The following is a 20,440-nucleotide window of genomic DNA, read 5'->3' as shown; positions in this document are numbered from 1 at the left end:
GGGCCGACGACGACCCGGCGCATCCCAGCAAGGAGCGAACCATGCCTCGTATGCGTGCGGTGGACGCCGCCGTGGCGATCCTCGAGATCGAGGGAGCCACCCAGGCCTTCGGCCTGCCCGGTGCCGCCATCAACCCCTTCTACTCCGCGATGCGCGCCCACGGCGGCATCGACCACGTGCTCGCGCGTCACGTCGAGGGTGCCTCGCACATGGCCGACGGGTACTCGCGTGCCAAGCCGGGCAACATCGGCATCTGCATCGGGACGTCCGGCCCGGCCGGGACCGACATGATCACGGGCCTGTACGCCGCGATCGCGGACTCGGTCCCGATCCTGTGCATCACCGGTCAGGCGCCCGTCGCGAAGCTCGACAAGGAGGACTTCCAGGCCGTCGACATCGCGAGCATCGCCGCCCCGGTGACGAAGATGGCCAAGACCGTCCTCGAGGCCGGCCAGGTGCCGCAGGTCTTCCAGCAGGCGTTCCACCTCATGCGCTCCGGCCGCCCCGGCCCCGTGCTGGTCGACCTGCCGATCGACGTGCAGCTCACCGAGATCGACTTCGACCCGGCGACGTACCAGCCGCTGCCCGTGCACCGTCCCACAGCGACGCGCGCGCAGGCCGAGAAGGCGATCGACATGCTGCTCGCCGCCGAGCGCCCGCTGCTGATCGCCGGTGGCGGCATCATCAACGCCGGCGGCGAGGAGCTGCTCGTCGAGCTCGCAGAGACCCTCGGCGTCCCGGTGGTCCCCACCCTCATGGGCTGGGGGATCATCCCCGACGACCACGAGCTCATGGCCGGCATGGCCGGGCTGCAGACGTCGCAGCGCTACGGCAACGCGAACCTGCTCGCCTCCGACTTCGTGCTCGGGATCGGCAACCGGTGGGCGAACCGTCACACCGGCGGGCTCGACACGTACCGCGAGGGCCGCACGTTCGTGCACGTCGACATCGAGCCGACGCAGATCGGGCGCGTGTTCGCGCCCGAGTACGGCATCGTGTCGGACGCTCGCGCGGCGCTCGAGCTGTTCGTCGAGGTCGCGCGCGAGCGCCGCGACGCCGGCACGGCGCGCGACTACTCCGGCTGGGTCGGCGACTGCGCCGAGCGCAAGCGCACCCTGCAGCGCAAGACGCACTTCACCGAGATCCCGATCAAGCCGCAGCGCGTGTACGAGGAGATGAACAAGGCGTTCGGCCGCGAGACGCGCTACGTCACGACGATCGGGCTGTCGCAGATCGCGGGCGCGCAGTTCCTGCACGTGTACGAGCCGCGGCACTGGATCAACGCCGGCCAGGCGGGCCCGCTCGGCTGGACCGGCCCGGCCGCCCTCGGCGTCGCCAAGGCGCTCGCGGACGACCCGGCCGAGAAGGTCGTGGCGCTGTCCGGCGACTACGACTTCCAGTTCATGATCGAGGAGCTCGCGGTCGGCGCGCAGTTCAACCTGCCGTACGTGCACGTCGTGGTGAACAACTCCTACCTCGGTCTCATCCGGCAGGCCCAGCGGGCGTTCGACATGGACTACCACGTGCAGCTGTCGTTCGAGAACATCAACTCCCCGGAGCTGGGCGGCTACGGCGTCGACCACGTCAAGGTCGCCGAGGGCCTGGGCTGCAAGGCGATCCGCGTGACCGACCCCGAGGAGCTCGCGGAGGCCTTCGCCACGGCGCAGGCCATGACGGCGGAGTTCCGCGTGCCGGTCGTGGTCGAGGTCATCCTCGAGCGCGTGACCAACATCGCCATGGGCGCCGCGGCGCTCGGCTCGGTCAACGAGTTCGAGGCGCTGGCGCTCTCGGCGGACGACGCGCCCACGGCGACCGCCCTGCTCGACTGAGACACGCGCGACGTATCGACGAACTGCACCGACGAGCAGGAGGATCAGCCGATGAGCACGACACCCGACCACACGTTCGACCTCGTCGTGCGCGGCGAGCGCGTGCTCGTCGACGGCGCGGAGCAGCCCCGGGAGGTCGGCGTGCGTGCCGGTGCGATCACCGCCGTCGAGCCGCTCGGCACGGGGCTCGCCGGCGCTCGCGTCGTCGAGCTCGCGCCCGGGCAGGTCCTGATCCCCGGGCTCGTGGACACGCACGTCCACGTCAACGAGCCCGGGCGCACCGAGTGGGAGGGTTTCGCGTCGGCGACGCGGGCCGCCGCCGCGGGCGGCGTGACGACCATCGTCGACATGCCGCTCAACTCGATCCCGCCCACGGTCGACGTCGCGGCGCTCGAGGTCAAGCAGAAGGTCGCGCGCGACCAGGCGTTCGTCGACGTCGGGTTCTGGGGCGGCGCGGTGCCGGGCAACACGTCCGACCTGCGCCCCCTGTGGGACGCCGGCGTGTTCGGCTTCAAGTGCTTCCTGCTGCACTCGGGCGTCGACGAGTTCGGCCACCTCGAGCCCGACGAGCTCGAGACCGACCTGGCCGAGATCGCGCAGTTCGACGGCCTCATGATCGTGCACGCCGAGGACTCGCACGTCATCGACGAGGCACCCGCCGCGCACGGCGACCACTACGAGTCGTTCCTCGCCTCGCGACCGCGCGACGCCGAGAACACGGCGATCGCCCACGTGATCGACGCTGCGCGCCGCACCGGTGCGCGTGCGCACGTCCTGCACCTGTCGAGCTCCGACGCGCTGCCCATGATCCGCCGCGCCAAGGCGGAGGGCGTCCGCCTGACCGTCGAGACCTGCCCGCACTACCTGGCGCTCGCGGCCGAGGAGATCCCGGACGGCGCGACGGCGTACAAGTGCTGCCCGCCCATCCGGGAGGGCGCGAACCGCGACCTGCTCTGGGAGGCGTTGCTCGACGGCACGATCGACATCGTGGTCTCCGACCACTCGCCCAGCACGCCGGACCTCAAGGACCTCGACACCGGCGACTTCGGCACCGCGTGGGGCGGCGTGTCCTCGCTCCAGCTCGGCCTCGCGATCGTCTGGACGGCGGCGCGCGAGCGCGGCGTGGCGTTCGAGCGTGTCGTCGAGTGGATGTCGACCCGGCCCGCGCGGCTCGCGGGCCTCGCCCGCAAGGGCGGGATCGTCGTCGGGCACGACGCCGACCTGGCCGTCGTCGAGCCGGGCACGACGTTCGTCGTGGACCCGCTCGCGCTGCACCACAAGAACCCCATCACCCCGTACGCGAACCGAGCGCTGTCCGGCGCGGTCGTCGCCACGTTCCTGCGTGGCGAGGAGGTCACACCCGACCGGCCCACCGGACGCCTCCTGACGAGAGGAGACATCTGATGTCCCACGTACCCACGCCGCTCGCCGCCTTCCAGGCTCTGCCGGACCTCGCGTCCCGCGCGCTGGGCGGCAGCGTGGTCTGGGCCAGCGACGAGCTCTTCGCCCAGCGCGAGAACCTCATCCGCCCCGGCGCGCCCGCGTTCGACGTGAACGAGTTCGGCCACAAGGGCAAGGTCTACGACGGCTGGGAGACGCGTCGGCGCCGCGACGGGCTGGAGTCCGACGCCGCGATCGTGCGGCTCGGCGCGGCGGGGATCGTCCACGGCGTCGTGGTCGACACCGCGTGGTTCCGCGGCAACTACCCGCCCTACGTGTCGGTCGAGGCGACGTCGGTCGAGGGTTACCCCTCCGTCGACGAGCTGCACGACGCGTCGTGGACGACCATCGTCGCGAAGCAGGACGCGGAGGGCGACGCCCCCAACGTCTATGAGGTCACCGACCGCACGCGGTGGACCCACGTCCGCCTGACCATCTACCCCGACGGCGGCGTCGCGCGGTTCCGCGTGCACGGCGAGGTCGTCCCCGACCCGCGCTTCCTCGCCGGGACGATCGACCTCGTCGCCGCCGAGAACGGCGGCCGGCTCGTCGAGACCTCCGACGCGTTCTACTCCTCGCCCGGCAACATCATCCTGCCCGGCAAGGCCGCGCACATGGGGGAGGGCTGGGAGAACGCCCGGCGCCGCGGCCCCGGCAACGACTTCGCGGTCTTCGCGCTCGCGCAGCGCGGCGTCGTGCGCCACGTCGAGGTGGACACGACCTACTACGTGGGCAACGCGCCCGGCGCGGTCCGCCTGCAGGTGCACGACGCCGGCCCCGTGCCCGCCGAGGGCGCGGGCCTGGACGACGGTGCGCCGTCGGGTCCGTGGTCCGACGTCCTGCCGAAGGCCGACGTGCGCGCGGACACGCGCCACCGCCACGTGATCGAGGGCGCGCCCGCGGCGACGCACCTGCGACTCGACGTGTACCCCGACGGCGGGCTGTCCCGCCTGCGGGTGTGGGGGGAGCTCACCCCCGAGGACCTCGCGGCCGCGCGGCTGCGCTGGTGGGAGTCGCTGCCGCAGGCACACCGGGACCAGGTGCCGGGCGAGGCACCGGCCTGACGAGCCGCCGCCGGCCGGCCGCGGGGGTCCGGCCGGCGGCACGTCCTCAGCGGGAGTCGCGAGCCCGCTGGAAGTCGTCGAGGGAGACGCGCCGCTCCTCGGCGTGGTCCACGATCCGCTCCGGGTAGCCCTGCGGCGGGTCGTCCAGCGTCCAGGGCTCGTGCACGGCCGGGCCGTCGACGCCCCGCAGCTCCGGCACCCAGCGGCGCACGTACGCGCCGTCCGGGTCGAACTTCTTGCTCTGCGTCACCGGGTTGAAGATGCGGAAGTAGGGCGCGGCGTCGCGCCCGGTGCCCGCGACCCACTGCCAGTTGAGCTGGTTCTGCGACACGTCGCCGTCCGCGAGGTGCGCCATGAAGTGGTCCGCGCCGCGCTGCCAGCGCACGTGCAGGTCCTTGACGAGGAACGACGCGACGACCATGCGTACCCGGTTGTGCATCCACCCCTCGCCGAGGAGCTGGCGCATGCCCGCGTCGACGAGCGGGTAGCCGGTGTGCCCGGCTGCCCACGCTGCGAGGTACCGGTCCTCGTCGGTGCCGTCGGCCCACGCGTCGTCGGGCACGACGCTGCGCAGCGAGCGGTGCGCGGCACCCGGGTGGTGGAACAGGACGTCCGCGTGGAACTCGCGCCACGCGAGCTCGGAGCGGAACGTCAGGACGTCGTCGGACGGCGCGCCGTCGTGCAGCGCCGCACGCAGGTCCGCGAGGAGCGTGCGCGGGTGCACCTCGCCCCACTTGAGGGGGATCGACATGCCCGACGTCGCGGGCCGGTCCGGCCGGTCGCGCTCGCGCCCGTAGCCCGTGAGGTCGTCGGCCAGGAACGCGTGCCACCGACGGCGTGCCGCCGCCTCCCCGGCCGCGGGGAGGTCCGCGTCCGTGCCGGGGTCGGCGGGCGGCCCGTCCGAGCGGACGTCGGCCCAGGGGATCTCCCGGGGGCGGACCGCCGGGTCCCGCCACCCGTGCCCGACCCACGCGTCACGGAACGGGGTGAAGACCTGGAAGGGCGAGCCCTGCTGGTTCAGGACACGGCCGGGTGCGACCGCGTACGGGGAACCGGTGCGCACCAGGCGTCCGCCGACGTCGGGCAGCGACGCCTCGACCGCGTCGTCGCGCCGGCGCCCGTACGGCTCGTACGACGCCGCGACGTGGACCTCGTCCGCCCCGAGCTCGCGTGCGAGCGCGGGCACGACGTCGCGCGGGTCGCCGTGGCGCACGACGAGACGACCCCCGGTCGCGTCGTCGAGCGCCGCGAGGCTCTGCGCGAGGTAGGACCGGCGCGGGCCACCCGCAGACTCCCACAGCCGGGGGTCCAGCACGTACAGCGCGACCACCTCGTCGCCCGCCGCGCGCGCGGCGTCCGTCGCGGCGACGAGCGCCGGGTTGTCGGCGAGGCGCAGGTCGCGGCGCGACCACCAGATCGAGGGCATCCACCGACGCTATCGGTCGCCGGTCCCGTTCGCCGGTGGGAGCATCGCCCCATGGGGACCGGGGGTCGGGGCGACGCCGGCGAGGGCGAGGGCGGCCCCGCAGCGGGACACGTCGAGGGTGACCACGCCTTCCTCGGCCACCCGCGCGGACTCTTCACGCTGTTCACCACCGAGATGTGGGAGCGGTTCAGCTACTACGGGATGCGCGCGATCCTGCTGCTGTACCTCACGGACACCGTCGCGAACGGCGGCCTGGGGCTGGACCGCACCACGGGCAGCGCGTTCGTGGCGATCTACGGCACGTCGGTCTACCTGCTGTCGGTCGTGGGGGGCTGGCTCGCGGACCGGGTCGTGGGCGCGCGCCGCTCGGTGCTCTACGGCGGCATCGTCATCGCGGCCGGGCACGTCCTGCTGACCGTCCCGGGGTTCGGGTTCTCGATGGCGGGGATCGGGCTCGTGGCGTTCGGCACCGGCCTGCTCAAGCCGAACGTCTCGTCGATGGTGGGCGAGCTGTACGCCCGCCACGACCCGCGTCGCGACCCGGGCTTCGCGATCTTCTACATGGGGATCAACCTCGGCTCGTTCTTCTCGCCGTTCATCGTGGGGTCCGTCCAGCGCGCGTGGGGCTACCACGCGGGGTTCTCGGTCGCCGCGGTCGGGATGGCGCTCGCACTCGTGTTCTTCGTCGCCGGGTACCGGTACCTGGGCACGGCCGGCACGGACGTGCCGAACCCGATCACGCCCGACGACCGACCGGCCGTCGCGCGCCTCGGTGCGCTCGTGCTCGCCGGCGTCGTCGCGGCCACGGTCCTCGCCGCGCTCGTCGGGAAAGGCTGGGGGATCGAGACGTTCATCGACGCCGTCTCCTACCTCGCGCTCGCGACGCCGGCCGTGCTGCTCGTCGTGATGTACCGGTCGCCGCGCGTGACGGCCGCCGAACGGCCCCGAGTGCTCGCCTACGCGCCGCTGTTCGTCGCGTCCATGCTGTTCTGGATGATCTTCGAGCAGGCGGCGTCGACGCTGACGGAGTTCGCCGACGACCGCACCAGCCTGGAGCTCTTCGGGATCTCCATCTCCCCGGCGTTCTTCCAGGCCGTGAACCCGGCGTCCGTGATCCTGCTCTCGCCGGTGTTCGCGTGGATCTGGACCAGGACGCACGACCGCCCACCCACGGCGTACAAGTTCGTCCTGGGCCTGACGTTCGCCGCACTGTCGTTCGTCTTCCTCGCTCTCGCCTCCGCCGCGCTCGGGGACTCGCTCGCCTCGCCGTGGATCCTCGTCACCGTCTACGTGATCCAGACGCTCGGTGAGCTGTGCCTGTCGCCCGTCGGGATCGCCGCCACGACGCTGCTCGCACCGCGGGCGTTCCGTGGGCAGGCGATGGCGTTGTGGTTCCTGTCCAACGCCGCAGGCCAGGCCGTCACCGCGCAGACGATCGAGGCGACCGAGGGAGTCTCGGACACGGCGTACTTCGGCGGGATCGGAGCCGTCGGGCTCGTGTGCGCCTGCATCCTGCTCCTGCTCGCGCCCTGGGTCACGCGGCACATCCGCCGTGCCGACGAGCTCGAGGGCGCTGCGAGCGCGGGCGCCTGACCTCCCGGGGAGGGCGGCCACCGGGTCAGCCAGAGGCTCACGAACAGCAGCCCGCCGCTCGTCGCGGCGACGCGGATCCCGATCCCCAGCAGCAGCGCCAGCCCGGTACCGAGCATCCCGAGCATGAACGACCAGTCGGTCACGGGTCCGGCCATCGACGCGAAGGTGCTCGCGAGCGGACCCCCGGGCGCCGTGCTGGAGGTATTCCTGGGTGGGCGTCGAGCCCGCGAGCCCATGACCTGGGAAGGGACCACGTGTCGGACGCGGCCGGGGGAGGTCGTCGGGCGGGCGTAAGGTGACCCGGCGGCCAACGCCCCAGCGGCCGTGGTGACCCGTCGAAGGAGCTGACCCGACATGAGCCGTCCCCTGCGTTCTCGGACGTCCACCCACGGCCGCAACATGTCCGGCGCCCGCGCGCTCTGGCGCGCGACCGGCATGGGATCCGAGGACTTCGGCAAGCCGATCGTCGCGATCGCGAACTCGTACACGCAGTTCGTGCCCGGCCACGTCCACCTCAAGGACATGGGCGATCTCGTCGCGTCGGCGATCCGCGAGGCGGGCGGCGTCTCCAAGGAGTTCAACACGATCGCGGTCGACGACGGCATCGCGATGGGCCACGCCGGCATGCTCTACTCGCTGCCGAGCCGCGACCTCATCGCCGACTCCGTCGAGTACATGGTCAACGCGCACTGCGCCGATGCGCTCGTGTGCATCTCCAACTGCGACAAGATCACGCCGGGCATGCTCAACGCGGCGCTGCGCCTGAACATCCCCGTGATCTTCGTGTCCGGCGGGCCCATGGAGGCCGGCAAGGCGGTCGTCGCGGACGGTGTCGCGCGGACGAGCCTCAACCTGATCAATGCGATCAACTACTCGGCGGACGACAACGTCTCCGACGCCGCGCTCGCGCAGGTCGAGGAGGCCGCGTGCCCCACCTGCGGTTCGTGCTCCGGGATGTTCACCGCGAACTCGATGAACTGCCTCACCGAGGCCCTCGGCCTCTCGCTGCCCGGGAACGGCTCGACGCTCGCCACGCACGCCGCGCGCAAGGAGCTGTTCCTCGAGGCCGGTCGCACGATCGTCGACCTCGCGCGCCGGTACTACGAGGACGAGGACGACTCCGCCGCTCCGCGCTCGATCGCCACCAAGGCCGCGTTCGCGAACGCGATGGCGCTCGACGTCGCGATGGGCGGCTCGACCAACACGGTGCTGCACGTCCTCGCCGCCGCGCAGGAGGGTGAGGTCGACTTCGACCTCACCGACATCGAGCGGATCAGCCGCCAGGTGCCGTGCCTGTCGAAGGTCGCGCCGAACCACCCGGACTTCCACATGGAGGACGTGCACCGCGCCGGCGGCATCCCCGCGCTGCTGGGCGAGCTCGACCGCGGTGGTCTGCTCGACCACGACGTGACGTCGGTGCACACCCCGACCCTGCGCGCGTGGCTCGACGACTGGGACGTGCGCGGCGGCAAGGCCACGGACCGCGCCGTCGAGCTGTTCCACGCCGCGCCCGGCGGGGTGCGTACCACGCAGGCGTTCTCCACGCAGAACCGGTGGGAGTCGCTCGACACGGACGCCGAGAACGGGTGCATCCACGACGTCGCGCACGCCTACACCGTCGAGGGCGGCCTCGCGGTGCTGCGCGGCAACATCGCCGAGGACGGCGCGGTCTTCAAGACCGCGGGCGTGGACCCGGACGTCTTCCACTTCGTGGGGACGGCGCTCGTGTGCGAGTCGCAGGACGAGGCCGTCGAGAAGATCCTCACCAAGCAGGTCGAGCCCGGCCACGTCGTCGTGGTGCGCTACGAGGGGCCCGCCGGCGGTCCCGGCATGCAGGAGATGCTCTACCCGACCTCGTACATCAAGGGACGCGGGCTCGGGAAGGTGTGCGCGCTCATCACCGACGGGCGGTTCTCCGGCGGCTCGTCGGGCATCTCGGTGGGCCACGTCTCGCCCGAGGCGGCCGCGGGCGGCACGATCGGGCTGATCGAGGACGGCGACGAGATCGAGATCGACGTCGACACCCGCCTCATCCGCGTCAACGTCCCCGACGAGGTGCTGGCCGAGCGGCGCGCCAAGATGGAGGCGTCGGAGAACCCGTGGCAGCCCGTCGACCGCGACCGGTACGTCTCTCCCGCGCTCCAGGCGTACGCCGCGATGGCGACGTCCGCGGACCGTGGTGCCGTGCGCGACGTGTCGCTGATCAAGCGCCGCTGACCGCTCCTGGTCCAGGGGGCGACGAACGACGCCGCCTGGCCCGACCCCACGGCGTGCCCGGACTCACCGTGGTGTCGGGCCGAGGTCGATCGTGACCTGTTCGCCGAACCGGACGAATCCGAGACGTTCGGCCACGCGTGCAGAAGCGACGTTGCCCGGTCGGCAGCGCCACTGCGGTACCAAACCGGCGTCGACCGCATGCACGGCAGCCGCCCTGGCGGACGCGAGGACAGGTAGTCCACCGGGCCGCGGGCCGCCGTCGGCCCTAGCCTGGCGGTATGACGTCTGACACCGCTGCACCGACACCGGACCTCAAGCCGCGCTCGCGCCAGGTCACCGACGGGATCGAGGCGACGGCGTCGCGCGGGATGCTGCGCGCCGTCGGGATGGGCGACGACGACTGGGTCAAGCCCCAGATCGGGATCGCGAGCTCCTGGAACGAGATCACGCCGTGCAACCTGTCGCTCGACCGGCTCGCGCAGGGCGCGAAGGAGGGCGTGCACGCCGGCGGCGGGTACCCGCTGCAGTTCGGCACGATCTCCGTGTCCGACGGCATCTCGATGGGGCACGAGGGGATGCACTTCTCGCTCGTGAGCCGCGACGTGATCGCCGACTCGGTCGAGACGGTGATGCAGGCGGAGCGCCTCGACGGGTCCGTGCTGCTGGCCGGCTGTGACAAGTCGCTGCCCGGGATGCTGATGGCGGCCGCGCGGCTCGACCTGGCGAGCGTGTTCCTGTACGCCGGGTCGATCATGCCGGGCTGGGTCAAGCTCGAGGACGGCACGGAGAAGGACGTCACGCTCATCGACGCGTTCGAGGCGGTCGGCGCGTGCGCGCGCGGTCTGATGAGCACGGGCGATCTCGACCGCATCGAGCGCGCCATCTGCCCCGGCGAGGGCGCGTGCGGCGGGATGTACACCGCGAACACCATGGCGTCCGTCGCCGAGGCGATGGGCATGTCGCTGCCCGGGTCGGCCGCGCCTCCGTCGGCGGACCGCCGGCGCGACCAGTTCGCGCACCGGTCGGGCGAGGCCGTGGTGAACCTGCTGCGGCTCGGTATCACCGCGCGCGACATCATGACGAAGGAGGCCTTCGAGAACGCGATCGCCGTGGTCATGGCGTTCGGCGGCTCGACCAACGCGGTCCTGCACCTGCTCGCGATCGCGCACGAGGCCGAGGTCGAGCTGACGCTCGACGACTTCGACCGGGTCGCGAGCCGCGTCCCGCACCTCGGGGACCTCAAGCCGTTCGGTCGGTACGTGATGAACGACGTCGACCGGATCGGGGGAGTTCCGGTCGTCATGAAGGCGCTGCTCGACGCCGGCCTGCTGCACGGCGACTGCCTCACCGTGACCGGCCGGACGGTGGCCGAGAACCTGGCGGACATCGACCCGCCGGACCCGGACGGCAAGATCCTGCGAGCGCTCGACCGGCCCATCCACCCCACGGGCGGCATCACGATCCTGCACGGGTCGCTCGCGCCCGAGGGTGCCGTCGTGAAGTCCGCCGGTTTCGACGAGGACGTGTTCGAGGGCACGGCGCGCGTGTTCGAGCGCGAGCGTGCGGCGCTCGACGCGCTGGAGGACGGGACGATCACCGACGGGGACGTCGTCGTGATCCGCTACGAGGGCCCCAAGGGCGGGCCCGGGATGCGCGAGATGCTCGCCATCACCGGCGCGATCAAGGGCGCGGGACTCGGCAAGACCGTCCTGCTGCTCACCGACGGCCGGTTCTCCGGCGGGACGACGGGCCTGTGCGTGGGGCACGTCGCCCCCGAGGCCGTCGACGGCGGCCCGATCGCGTTCGTGCGCGACGGCGACCGGATCCGGCTCGACGTCGCGAGTAAGACGCTCGACCTGCTCGTCGACGACGCGACGCTCGCGTCGCGACACGACGGCTGGGCGCCGCTGCCGCACGCGTACACGCGTGGGGTGCTCGCGAAGTACGCGAAGCTCGTCCAGTCGGCGTCGCGCGGGGCGATCCTCGAATAGGCCGACGCGTCGGCCGAACCAGGTCAGCGTGCCTCGAGGGGTGCCGCCCGCCAGGTCGTGGCCCCCGTGAAGGGCGGGGGGAGCGCGAGGTCGGCGAGCATCCACCCCGCGCCGGGCGACCGCGGCGACGGGCCCGCGCCCACGTCGTCCGCGGCGAGGTCCCGGGACACGCCCGTGCCGAGCGCCTTGAGGTAGGACTCCTTGCGGGTCCAGGTCCGGGCGAAGGCGCCGGGACGTTCCTCGGGCGGCCGGGCGGTGATCTCGTCCCGCTCGCGCGGGTGCAGGCTTCCGGCGACCTCCTGCGCGACCGCGGGGTCGTGCGCGCGCTCGATGTCGACGCCCACCTCGCTCGCCGCGATCGCGACGGCGAACGCGCCGCGGGTGTGCGAGAGAGAGAACTCCGGACCGCCGACCAGGACCGGCCGACCGTGCGGGCCGGAGCACGAGGGGCACGGCGCGCGGTCGAGCACGAGTCCGGCCGGATCGAGATCGGGCCGCTCGTGCGCGAGGAGGAGCCGCAGGACGACGTGGGAGACCGTGTACGTCGTCCGGTCGAGCTCGTGCACCAGCCGAGCCGCCCGGTCGCGCTCCTCGGCGTCGAGGACGTCGGCCGCGAGGGGCAGGGCCCAGCGTTCGCAGTGCACCACGGAGCCCCACCAGACGTCGGGCACCGACGTTGCCGACGGTGCCGGATGTGCCCTCGCCACGGCGGGAGACTCCGACACCGCAGCGAGCGCCGCGCGCCGCAGCCCCGGCAGGGCGGCCACGTCGGCCCGGGTGCGTGCCAGGTTCACGGCCTCCCGTCCTCCCGCGGTCTCGTGCTCCGTGCCGGGCGTGGCGCAGCCGCGGCACGCGGGCCGGTGTCGGCTTCACGACCAGCATAGGGTGCGGGCGCCGACCGGGAAGGGGAGCAGGTTCCCGATCCCGACGTGCGGACGGCGAACCGGGGGGCCACGGTAGAGGCATGGCCGACGACCGGATCAGCGCCCGCGAGTTTCACGACAGCGACGGGGTCGAGGACTGGCGGGTGGTTCTCGCCAGTGCCCAGACGCGGTTCCGCACGGGGTCCTTCACGGCCGGGGTGGAGCTCGTCGACGCGATCGGAGAGCTCGCGGACGCCGCCGACCACCACCCCGACGTCGACCTCCGCTACCCCGCGGTGACCGTGCGGCTCACGTCGCACGACGTCGGCGGGCTGAGCCGACGTGACGTCGAGCTGGCCCGGCAGATCTCGGCGGCCGCGCGCGAGCTCGACCTCGTCGCGGCGCCGGAATCGGTCCAGAAGCTCGAGATCGCGGTCGACACGCTCGTAGGGCCTGCGGTGCAGCCGTTCTGGCGCGCCGTGCTCGGGTACGACGAGCAGTCGCCGGACGGGTCTGCCGCCCCGGCGCTCGCGGATGCGACGACGCACGGTCCGGGCTTCTGGTTCCAGCAGATGGACGCTCCGCGCGAGCAGCGCAACCGGATCCACGTCGACGTGTGCGTACCGCACGACGTCGCGGAGGCTCGGGTCACGGCGGCCATCGCCGCCGGCGGGCACCTCGTCTCCGACGAGAGCGCACCGGCGTTCTGGGTGCTCGCGGACGCCGAGGGCAACGAGGCGTGCGTCTGCACCTGGCAGTCCCGCGACTGAGCCCGGGGCCGTGCGTCGGGTGCACCCGACGACGGGGCGGCGGGCGTGCTTCCGCTGCTCTGGCACCCTGGTCCCATGCCTCTGACAGGTCGGACGGCCACCGTGCCCGTGTTCCTTGCGCTCGCGGTGGTGCTCGCCGGGTGCGCTCCCGGTCCCGGGACCGTACCGGTGGACCCGACGCCGAGCACGAACAGCTCGACGACCGCGACTCCGGACCCGGACGGGGACGGGGACGAGGACGAGGCTCCGGCCGAGGACACGCAGGACGACGCCGCCGGGGAGGTCGTGGACGACCCGCTCGCCGACCGTCCGACGCAGGCGCCCGAGCAGCAGGTCTCGGCAGGGACGGTCGCCGAGGGATCGGCTGCCGAGGCGAGCGGGGAGGGCAGCGCGGAGGTGACGTTCGAGCGCGACGGCGACTTCGCCGTCGTCGTGCACCTCGACTGCGGCGACTGCGCGGGGACGCGGGCGTTCATGGCCCCGACGGGCGTGACGCCCTACCCCGGCACGCTCGCCGAGAGCTCCGGGGCGTACCTCATGGACGTGTTCGAGGACAGCGCACCGAAGCAGTCGGTGTGGCTCGAGACGGACGGCGCGTGGTCGCTGAGGTTCGAGAGCTGGAACGACCTGCCGGTGGCGACCGGTGCGCAGTCCGGGACCGGCTCGACGGTCCTGCTGATCGACGGCAGCACGGCGGAGGCGGAGGTCACCTGGGCCCCTGCGGGGGACGAGGACACGTTCCAGGGGCGGTTCTTCGGGGTCGACCGGGCGGCTGCGCGCATGTTCGGAGACTCGGTGGCGTTCACGGACGTCGTCGAGCTGCCGTTGCCGGGCGTGCTGGCGATCACCACCGACGGCGAGTGGAGCGTCACGCCGCAGGGTTGACCTGCGCCCCGGGAGAGGTCAGCCGAGTGCGACGACGAGCTCGTCGTAGCCGGGGACGAGGACGCGACGCATGGCGCGCCGCGAGACGACGCGCAGGGGCGCGCCGTCGTCGTACAGCGTGTGCAGGAGCGCGGCGATCTCCGCACGCGCGAGGGCCGCACCGAGGCACAGATGCCGGCCGGCGCCGAACCAGAGCTGACGTGTCTCGCGGACGTACGGGCGGTCGGCACGGAACGCGCCCGCCGCGACGTTCGCCGACCACGTGAGGATCATGACCCGCTCGCCGGCGCGCAGCATGCGTCCGGCGACCTCGACGTCGGAGGAGACGCCGCGCCCGATGACGGACGCCGGGCTGGTGACGCGCAGCCCCTCGCGCACGGCGTTCTCGACGGCGTCCGGCTCCCCGGCGCCGCGCGCGACCGGATGCTCGCGCTCGTCGGCCATGAGGCGGAGCAGGCGGTGCTGCTCGCCGGTGTCGACCAGCAGCGCGGTCGTGCGGGCCATCGCGGACGCCGACGTCTCCGTCCCGGCGACCATGAGCAGGCTCGCGAGCCCTGTCGTCTCGTCGAGACCCAGCCCCAGCTCGCGGCAGCGGCCGAGGAGCCGGTCGGCGGGGGCGTGGCGCCAGCCGTCGGGCACGCCGCGCGTGAGCTCTGCGACGATCGCCTGCGCCGCACTCACCTGTTCCGGCGCGAGATAGGTCGAGCCCGCGCTGGCGAGCGCGATCGACGCGAGCCGCTCGCCCGTGGCGAACGCGGTCAGCGCCTCGTCGTCCGACGGCAGTCGCTCGCCGCCGCCACCGGCACCCGGGATGCCCAGCAGGGAGATCATCATGCGGCCGACGAGCACGCGGGCGAGCCGGCCGACGTCGACCGACCTGCCCGCCGCGAGCGTGCGACGCGCGTCGTGGAGCGGGCCGGACCACGCGCCGTCGACCAGCGCGGCCGCGCTCACCTCGGTGAACAGCTCGCGCGAGCGCGTGCGCAGGGCGTGGTGCCCGGGGCCGTCGAACAGGTCGAGCACCCAGTCGCCGAGGATCTGGGCCCACAGGTGCCCGACACCGCCCTCGCCCACGATCGTGAAGTGCCGGTGGTCGGTCAGGACCTGGCGGCCGACGACCGGGTCGGCCGTGACCCAGCCCAGCCCCGGGACCTTGCGCAGGCCCGCGCGTCCGCCTCTGCGCGGTCCGGCGACCGCGCCGCCGGCGAGGAGGACGGCGGCCATGGCGGGTCGCGCCGCGACGAGGAGCCGCAGCTCGTGCCGCGTCGTCGGCGGTACGACGCGCGATGTGCGCGGTCCGGTGGGGTCGGCCGTCGTGGTCACGCGGACAGTGTGCGGGATCATCACCTCGGTCGCCGTACGGTCCACCGGCGACGGCAGATCGCACCCTGCAGGTCACCGCGATCTGGTGACTATCGATCGGGGGCTAGCTTGCCCGGCCGGCCCCTGCGCCCCTGCGCCTTCCGTGGACGACAGTGAGCCACGTCTCATGCCGCAGCTACTGTGGCGCCGTGACCCAGGACCGGACCGCCCCCGCCGCGGTGCTCGCCGCCGTCGGCGTCCACCTGCCCGAGCGGACGGTCGACGTGCGCGAGGCCGAGCAGGCGCTCGCCACCCGCTGCCCGGGAGCGGCCCCGCGCGTGCCGATGGTCTCGCGGTTGACCGGGGTGCACCGGGTCCACGTCCTGCCCGACGACTGGGACGCCTCCGACCTCGCGGTCGCGGCCGCAGAGAAGCTCTTCGCGGCGCAGGGGCTTGCGGCCACGGACGTCGATTTGCTGATCTTCGCCGCGGCGAGCCAGGACATGGTCGAGCCCGCGACGAGCCACATCGTCGCCGCGAAGCTCGGGGTCCGGGCCCCCGTCATGGACGTGAAGAACGCGTGCAACTCGGTGCTCAACGCGATCGAGGTCGCCGAGGCGCTGATCGCGGGCGGGCGGTACGCGACGGTGCTGGTCGCGTGCGGCGAGGCGCCCTCGCGCGCGGTGCGCTGGGACGTTCCCGACCGCGCGACCTACCTGCTGTCCGCCCCGGGCTACACGATGTCCGACGCCGGCGCCGCGGTTCTCGTCCGCCGCGCGGTACCGGCCGACGTCGAGGCGCGCGACGCCCACGGCGCACCGTCCCCGCGCGGGATCCTCGCGAGCGCGTTCGGCGCGGAGTCGAACCACTGGGACGTGGGCATGCTGCCGGGTGGCGGGACCGCGCACCCGCGGGATCTCGAGCGCACGTACTTCGAGATCGACGGGTCGCGACTGCGCGAGGCCTTCCTCGCCCTCGGTCCGGGCGTGGTGCTCGACGCGCTCTGCCGGGCGGGCCTCACGTGGGACGACGTCGCGCTCGTCGCGGTCCACCAGGTCGCCGTGTCCTACCTCGACGACGTCCATACCGCGCTGGGCCTGCCGACCGGCCGGACGCTCGTCACCGTCGCGGACCACGGCAACGTCGCCTCGGCGACCCTGCCGCTCCAGCTCGCGACCGCGCTGGAGACGGGACGAGTCGGGCCGGGGGACGTCGTCGTGCTCGTGGGCCTCGCGGGCGGCATCAGCATCGGCGCGACCGTGGTGCGACTGTGAGACTCGCCGTCGTCGTGCCCGCGCGCGACGAGGCGCACGGCATCGTCGCGACGCTCGAGGCGCTGCGTGACCAGGAGGATGGCGACGTCGACGTCGTCGTCGTGGACAACGGGTCGTCGGACGGGACCGGCGACGTCGTGCGGCTGTTCGTGAGCCGCAACGGGCTCACGCGCTGGCGCGTCGTCGACGAGCCGCAGAAGGGCACCGGCGCTGCCGCGGACACAGGGATGCGCGCGGCGATCGCCGGGGGAGCGACGCACCTGGCCCGCACCGACGCCGACTGCCTGCCGCTACCGGACTGGACCGGGCGCGTGCGCGCCGCGTTCGACGGCGGGCACGACCTCGTGGCCGGTCGCCTCGTCGCCCGCACGGACGACCGTCCCGTCTCGCGCCTCCAGCAGGCTGTGCTGTCGGCGGCGGTGAGCGTCGCGAGCACGTTCGGGCGGTTCCGGCCGGGCAACCAGGACCCGTCCTACCTCGGCCCCTACGTCATGGCGCCCGGGTGCAACATGGCGATCACGGCCGAGCTCTACGAGGCGGCGGGCGGCTTCCCGCGCACCGCGATCGAGGACCTCCACGAGGACCGCGCGCTCGTCAACGCCGTCCGCCGGATCACGACGCGCTACGGCGCGCACCGCGAGGTCGTCGTCCGGGCCTCGACGCGCCGCGCGCACGCGTGGGGACTGGTGCGCACGCTCGGCTGGTACGCGGACCACCGCTACCGCCCCGAGGTCGTGGACATCCGATGAGCCTCGCCGACCGCTGGGAGGAACGCGTGCAGCGCGGCGCGCACCCCGTCGTCTACCCGGCGATCCGGGCGCTGCGCCACCGCGGGCCGGTCGTGCGCGTGCCGGGCATCGGCGTCGTCGTGTCCGACGCGGCGACCGCCCGCGCCGTCCTGCTCGACACCGAGCGGTTCACCAAGGTGGGTCCCGGCTCGCCGTCGGACCTGTGGACGCCCGTGCTCGGCCCGTCGGTGCTGCTCAACATGGAGGGCGCGGACCACGCCCGGCTGCGCCGCGCGCTCTCCGGGCTGTTCACGCCGCGTGCGGTCGGCGAGCTCGTCGCGGCGAGCGTGCCCGACGTGCTCTCCGGGCTCGCGCCGCGGCTGCTCGCCGGGGAGAGCATCGATCTCGTCGCCGAGACCGCGACCATGGCAGGCACCGTGATCTGCGCGATGACCGGGCTCCCGCCGACCGACGCCGCCGTGCGCGACGCGATGACCGCGGCGCAGTCCGTCGTCGGGATGGTGCGCCTGCACCGGCGCAGCCTCACGACCACACAGGTGGGCAAAGCGCGCGACGTGCTCTCGCGGCTCTCCGCACCGGCGCGTGACGCCTACCGCGACGGCGACCCTGCGACCGTCCCCGGCCGCATGCGCGAGCTCGGGCTCACCGAGGAGGAGGCGATGGGCGCGGTCGGGGCGTTCGTGCTCACCGGCACCGAGACGATCCAGTCGTTCGTGCCGCGCCTCGTCGCGCTCACCGCCGACACCGGGTGGCTCGACCGGCTCCTCCTCGCAGGCCCGGGCGCCGGCGGCGAGTCGGGTCGCGACGGCGCAGCCCTGCGTGCGCGCGTCGTCGAGGAGGCGCTGCGCGTCACCGCACCGACGCCCGCGATGCTGCGCGCGGTGCGCACCGACGCGGCCGTGGGCGACGTGCGGGTGCACGCCGGGGACCGGGTCGTCATCGCGACGGTCTCGTGCTGCAAGGACGCCGGGCCGTTCGACCCCGACGCGCCCGTCGATCCCGCCGTGCGAAACCTGTGGTTCGGCGCCGGACCGCACTTCTGCCTCGGGATGCCGCTCGCCCTGGCCCAGGTCGACGCCGTGCTCGACGCGCTGCGGCCCGTCGTCGCCGCCGGACAGTCCCTGCGCGTCCTCGACCGCGCGGTGGCCCGCGGCGTCCTCATCCCCGCCTACCGGTCGCTCGTCGTGCAGGCGGGCGAGGGCGTCGCCGTCGGGCACGGCCGTCGCGCAGCGGTGGCCACGTGACCGCACCCGAGGTCCAGGCCAGCCCCGCGGACCGGCACCTGCTCGCCCCGATCCTCGCGCACGGCGAGCCGGGGCACGCGTCGGCCGGCGAGGTCGCGCTCCGCCACTGGACCCGGCCGGGCCGCAGCGGGCGGCGGGGGACGCGCGTGCGCGAGGAGGTCACGTATGCCGATCTTGCGCGGCGCGTGACCGCGACGGCGTCAGCGCTCGCTGCCGGCGGCCTCGCCCCCGGCGACCGGACCCTGTTCTCGGTCCGTCCGCGACCAGAGGGCGTGGTGCTCGCGTTCGGTGTCGTGCGCGCGGGCGGGACGGTCGTGTTCGTCGACCCGGGCTCGACGCCGGAGCTGTTCGCCGCGCGCGTGCGTGCCGCGGGGCCGTCGCTCGCGACGACCGAGTCGTTGCTCTACGCCGTCTCGCGCGGCCCGCTGCGCCGCCTCGCCCGCTCGCGCGGGCTGCTCCTGCCCGACTACGCGGGCCTGCCGGTGCGGCACGTGCACGCCGGACCGTGGCTGCCCGGCGTCCCGCGCGGCTCGCGCTCGGCGCGCTCGCTCGCGGCCACGGCCCCCACCTCGTCGACGCTGCCGTCGCTCGACCCGGACCGTGAGGCCCTCACCGTCTTCACGTCCGGCACGACGGCGCAGCCCAAGGCGGTCGTGCACACCGCCGGTTCGCTCCTCGCCGGGACCGACCTGCTGCGCGACGTCTTCGCGCTCGCGCCGGGCGACGTCGTGCATACCGACCAGATGCTGCTCGGCGTCCCCGCGCTGCTCGCCGGGGCGACGTGGTCGGTGCCCGCGGACCCGCCGTCCCGCGACGTCCAGACGTTCGCGCGCCAGCTCGACGGTGCGGCCGGCACCTACCTCGTGCCCGCCGACGTCACCACGCTGCTCGACGCGATCGAGGCGGGCCACGTGGCGGCCAGCGGCCCACGGACCGCGCTCGTCGGTGGGGCGCCCGTGACCCGAGCCCTGCTGGAGCGCGCGACGCACGTCCTGCCCGGGACGCGCTGGGTCGCCGTCTACGGGATGACGGAGATCCTCCCGGTCGCGGTCGTCGAAGCACAGGACAAGCTCGCGCACGACGGCGACGGCGACGGCGACCTCGTCGGACGACCCCTGCCCGGCACGGTGGCACGGCTCGACCCCGTCGACGACCCGGGACAGGGCGGGCCGCAGGTCGGCGAGCTCGTGCTGTCCGGTCCGTCGCTCATGGCGGGATACCTGCACGACCTCGACACGCCCGCCCGCGGCGCCGGACCGCGGGCCGCGGCGCACCGCACCGGCGACCTCGCGAGGATCGACGCCGACGGTCGCGTCGTCCTCGTCGGACGCACCCGCGACATGATCATCCGCGGGACGACGAACATCTACCCGGGGCTGTTCGAGCCGCGGGTCGCGGCGCTCGACGGCGTCGGCGAGGCCGTCCTCGTCGGACTGCCGCAGGTCGACGGCGACGAGCGTGTCGCGCTCATCGTGACCTCCGCGAGCCCCGCGCGCGGCGCGTCCACCACCTCGGCGCCCGACGCCGGGGCCGGCGTCCACCTGGACCCGCACCACCCGCTCGTCGACCACGTGCGCGCGCGCCTGCCTGCCGTCCTCGACCACGACGCGCTGCCGGACGTCGTCCTGCACGCCGACCGCATCCCGCTCGCCGGGCGCTCGCGCAAGCCGGACCGCGCGGCCCTCGCGCGCGCCGCCGCGCAGCGGATCGATGCGGCTGGCGGGATGACGTGGCGCACTGCGTCGGGCTGAGGAGCAGCCGGGCGAAGGATCGGGCAGGGTGGAGGGGCGCAG

Annotated in this window: 15 protein-coding genes; 12 read left to right on the top strand and 3 right to left on the bottom strand. The window is 73.8% G+C overall.

The features are described 5' to 3' along the window. Window positions 1-41 precede the first annotated feature (41 nt). The 3 genes from gcl to alc are packed head-to-tail and all read left to right on the top strand — an operon-like array spanning window position 42 to window position 4,333. On the top strand, window positions 42-1,829 hold the full coding sequence (gene gcl / locus IF651_RS15515; RefSeq protein WP_191830039.1) for a glyoxylate carboligase: 1,788 nt from the start codon (window positions 42-44) through the stop codon (window positions 1,827-1,829). 51 nt (window positions 1,830-1,880) lie between these two features. After that, window positions 1,881-3,233 carry an allantoinase AllB gene (gene allB, locus IF651_RS15510; protein ID WP_191830038.1) on the top strand — a complete coding sequence of 451 codons (1,353 nt, stop codon included), beginning with the start codon at window positions 1,881-1,883 and terminating at the stop codon, window positions 3,231-3,233. Then, window positions 3,233-4,333 carry an allantoicase gene (alc, locus tag IF651_RS15505; protein ID WP_191830037.1) on the top strand — a complete coding sequence of 367 codons (1,101 nt, stop codon included), beginning with the start codon at window positions 3,233-3,235 and terminating at the stop codon, window positions 4,331-4,333. The genes allB and alc overlap by 1 nt, the downstream gene beginning before the upstream one ends. A gap of 46 nt (window positions 4,334-4,379) precedes the next feature. On the opposite strand, the gene IF651_RS15500 is transcribed toward alc, so the two are convergent. Further along, on the bottom strand, window positions 4,380-5,759 hold the full coding sequence (locus tag IF651_RS15500; protein WP_191830036.1) for a cryptochrome/photolyase family protein: 1,380 nt from the start codon (window positions 5,757-5,759) through the stop codon (window positions 4,380-4,382). Between the two features lie 51 nt (window positions 5,760-5,810). Here IF651_RS15500 and IF651_RS15495 point away from each other — a divergent pair, with 51 nt between their 5' ends. The 3 genes from IF651_RS15495 (at window position 5,811) to ilvD (IF651_RS15485) (ending at window position 11,560) form a co-directional block, all read left to right on the top strand. Further along, window positions 5,811-7,352 (top strand): peptide MFS transporter, encoded by a 1,542-nt coding sequence (locus IF651_RS15495; RefSeq protein ID WP_191830035.1) that lies wholly within the window; start codon window positions 5,811-5,813, stop codon window positions 7,350-7,352. A 354-nt stretch (window positions 7,353-7,706) separates the two neighbouring features. Next, the gene (gene ilvD, locus IF651_RS15490) at window positions 7,707-9,569 is read left to right on the top strand and encodes a dihydroxy-acid dehydratase (protein WP_191830034.1); all 1,863 of its coding nucleotides are present in this window, start codon (window positions 7,707-7,709) and stop codon (window positions 9,567-9,569) included. A gap of 278 nt (window positions 9,570-9,847) precedes the next feature. Continuing rightward, on the top strand, window positions 9,848-11,560 hold the full coding sequence (gene ilvD / locus IF651_RS15485) for a dihydroxy-acid dehydratase (RefSeq protein ID WP_191830033.1): 1,713 nt from the start codon (window positions 9,848-9,850) through the stop codon (window positions 11,558-11,560). Window positions 11,561-11,583: 23 nt separating this feature from the next. On the opposite strand, the gene IF651_RS15480 is transcribed toward ilvD (IF651_RS15485), so the two are convergent. Next, window positions 11,584-12,354 carry a 4'-phosphopantetheinyl transferase superfamily protein gene (locus tag IF651_RS15480; RefSeq protein ID WP_191830032.1) on the bottom strand — a complete coding sequence of 257 codons (771 nt, stop codon included), beginning with the start codon at window positions 12,352-12,354 and terminating at the stop codon, window positions 11,584-11,586. Between the two features lie 170 nt (window positions 12,355-12,524). Between IF651_RS15480 and IF651_RS15475 the strand changes: the two genes are divergently transcribed. Further along, window positions 12,525-13,193 carry a VOC family protein gene (locus IF651_RS15475; RefSeq protein WP_191830031.1) on the top strand — a complete coding sequence of 223 codons (669 nt, stop codon included), beginning with the start codon at window positions 12,525-12,527 and terminating at the stop codon, window positions 13,191-13,193. 75 nt (window positions 13,194-13,268) lie between these two features. After that, window positions 13,269-14,078: a hypothetical protein gene (locus tag IF651_RS15470; protein ID WP_191830030.1), complete on the top strand. Its 810-nt coding sequence runs from the start codon at window positions 13,269-13,271 to the stop codon at window positions 14,076-14,078. A gap of 18 nt (window positions 14,079-14,096) precedes the next feature. On the opposite strand, the gene IF651_RS15465 is transcribed toward IF651_RS15470, so the two are convergent. After that, window positions 14,097-15,401, bottom strand: a complete 1,305-nt coding sequence (locus IF651_RS15465) for a cytochrome P450 (protein ID WP_338404000.1) — start codon at window positions 15,399-15,401, stop codon at window positions 14,097-14,099. A gap of 188 nt (window positions 15,402-15,589) precedes the next feature. Between IF651_RS15465 and IF651_RS15460 the strand changes: the two genes are divergently transcribed. Genes IF651_RS15460 through IF651_RS15445 form a run of 4 tightly spaced genes read left to right on the top strand, consistent with a single transcriptional unit; the run spans window position 15,590 to window position 20,398 of the window. Continuing rightward, the gene (locus IF651_RS15460) at window positions 15,590-16,654 is read left to right on the top strand and encodes a ketoacyl-ACP synthase III (RefSeq protein WP_191830028.1); all 1,065 of its coding nucleotides are present in this window, start codon (window positions 15,590-15,592) and stop codon (window positions 16,652-16,654) included. Beyond that, window positions 16,651-17,403, top strand: a complete 753-nt coding sequence (locus IF651_RS15455) for a glycosyltransferase (protein WP_191830027.1) — start codon at window positions 16,651-16,653, stop codon at window positions 17,401-17,403. Before IF651_RS15460 ends, IF651_RS15455 begins: the two co-directional genes overlap by 4 nt. Beyond that, the gene (locus IF651_RS15450) at window positions 17,400-18,647 is read left to right on the top strand and encodes a cytochrome P450 (protein ID WP_191830026.1); all 1,248 of its coding nucleotides are present in this window, start codon (window positions 17,400-17,402) and stop codon (window positions 18,645-18,647) included. The genes IF651_RS15455 and IF651_RS15450 overlap by 4 nt, the downstream gene beginning before the upstream one ends. Then, window positions 18,644-20,398 (top strand): AMP-binding protein, encoded by a 1,755-nt coding sequence (locus IF651_RS15445; protein WP_191830025.1) that lies wholly within the window; start codon window positions 18,644-18,646, stop codon window positions 20,396-20,398. Before IF651_RS15450 ends, IF651_RS15445 begins: the two co-directional genes overlap by 4 nt. The last annotated feature ends 42 nt before the right edge of the window (window positions 20,399-20,440 follow it).

Origin of the sequence: Cellulosimicrobium arenosum (genome assembly GCF_014837295.1) — a bacterium.
Lineage (GTDB): Bacteria > Actinomycetota > Actinomycetes > Actinomycetales > Cellulomonadaceae > Cellulosimicrobium > Cellulosimicrobium arenosum.
This window is presented reverse-complemented; position numbering and strand designations above follow the sequence as displayed.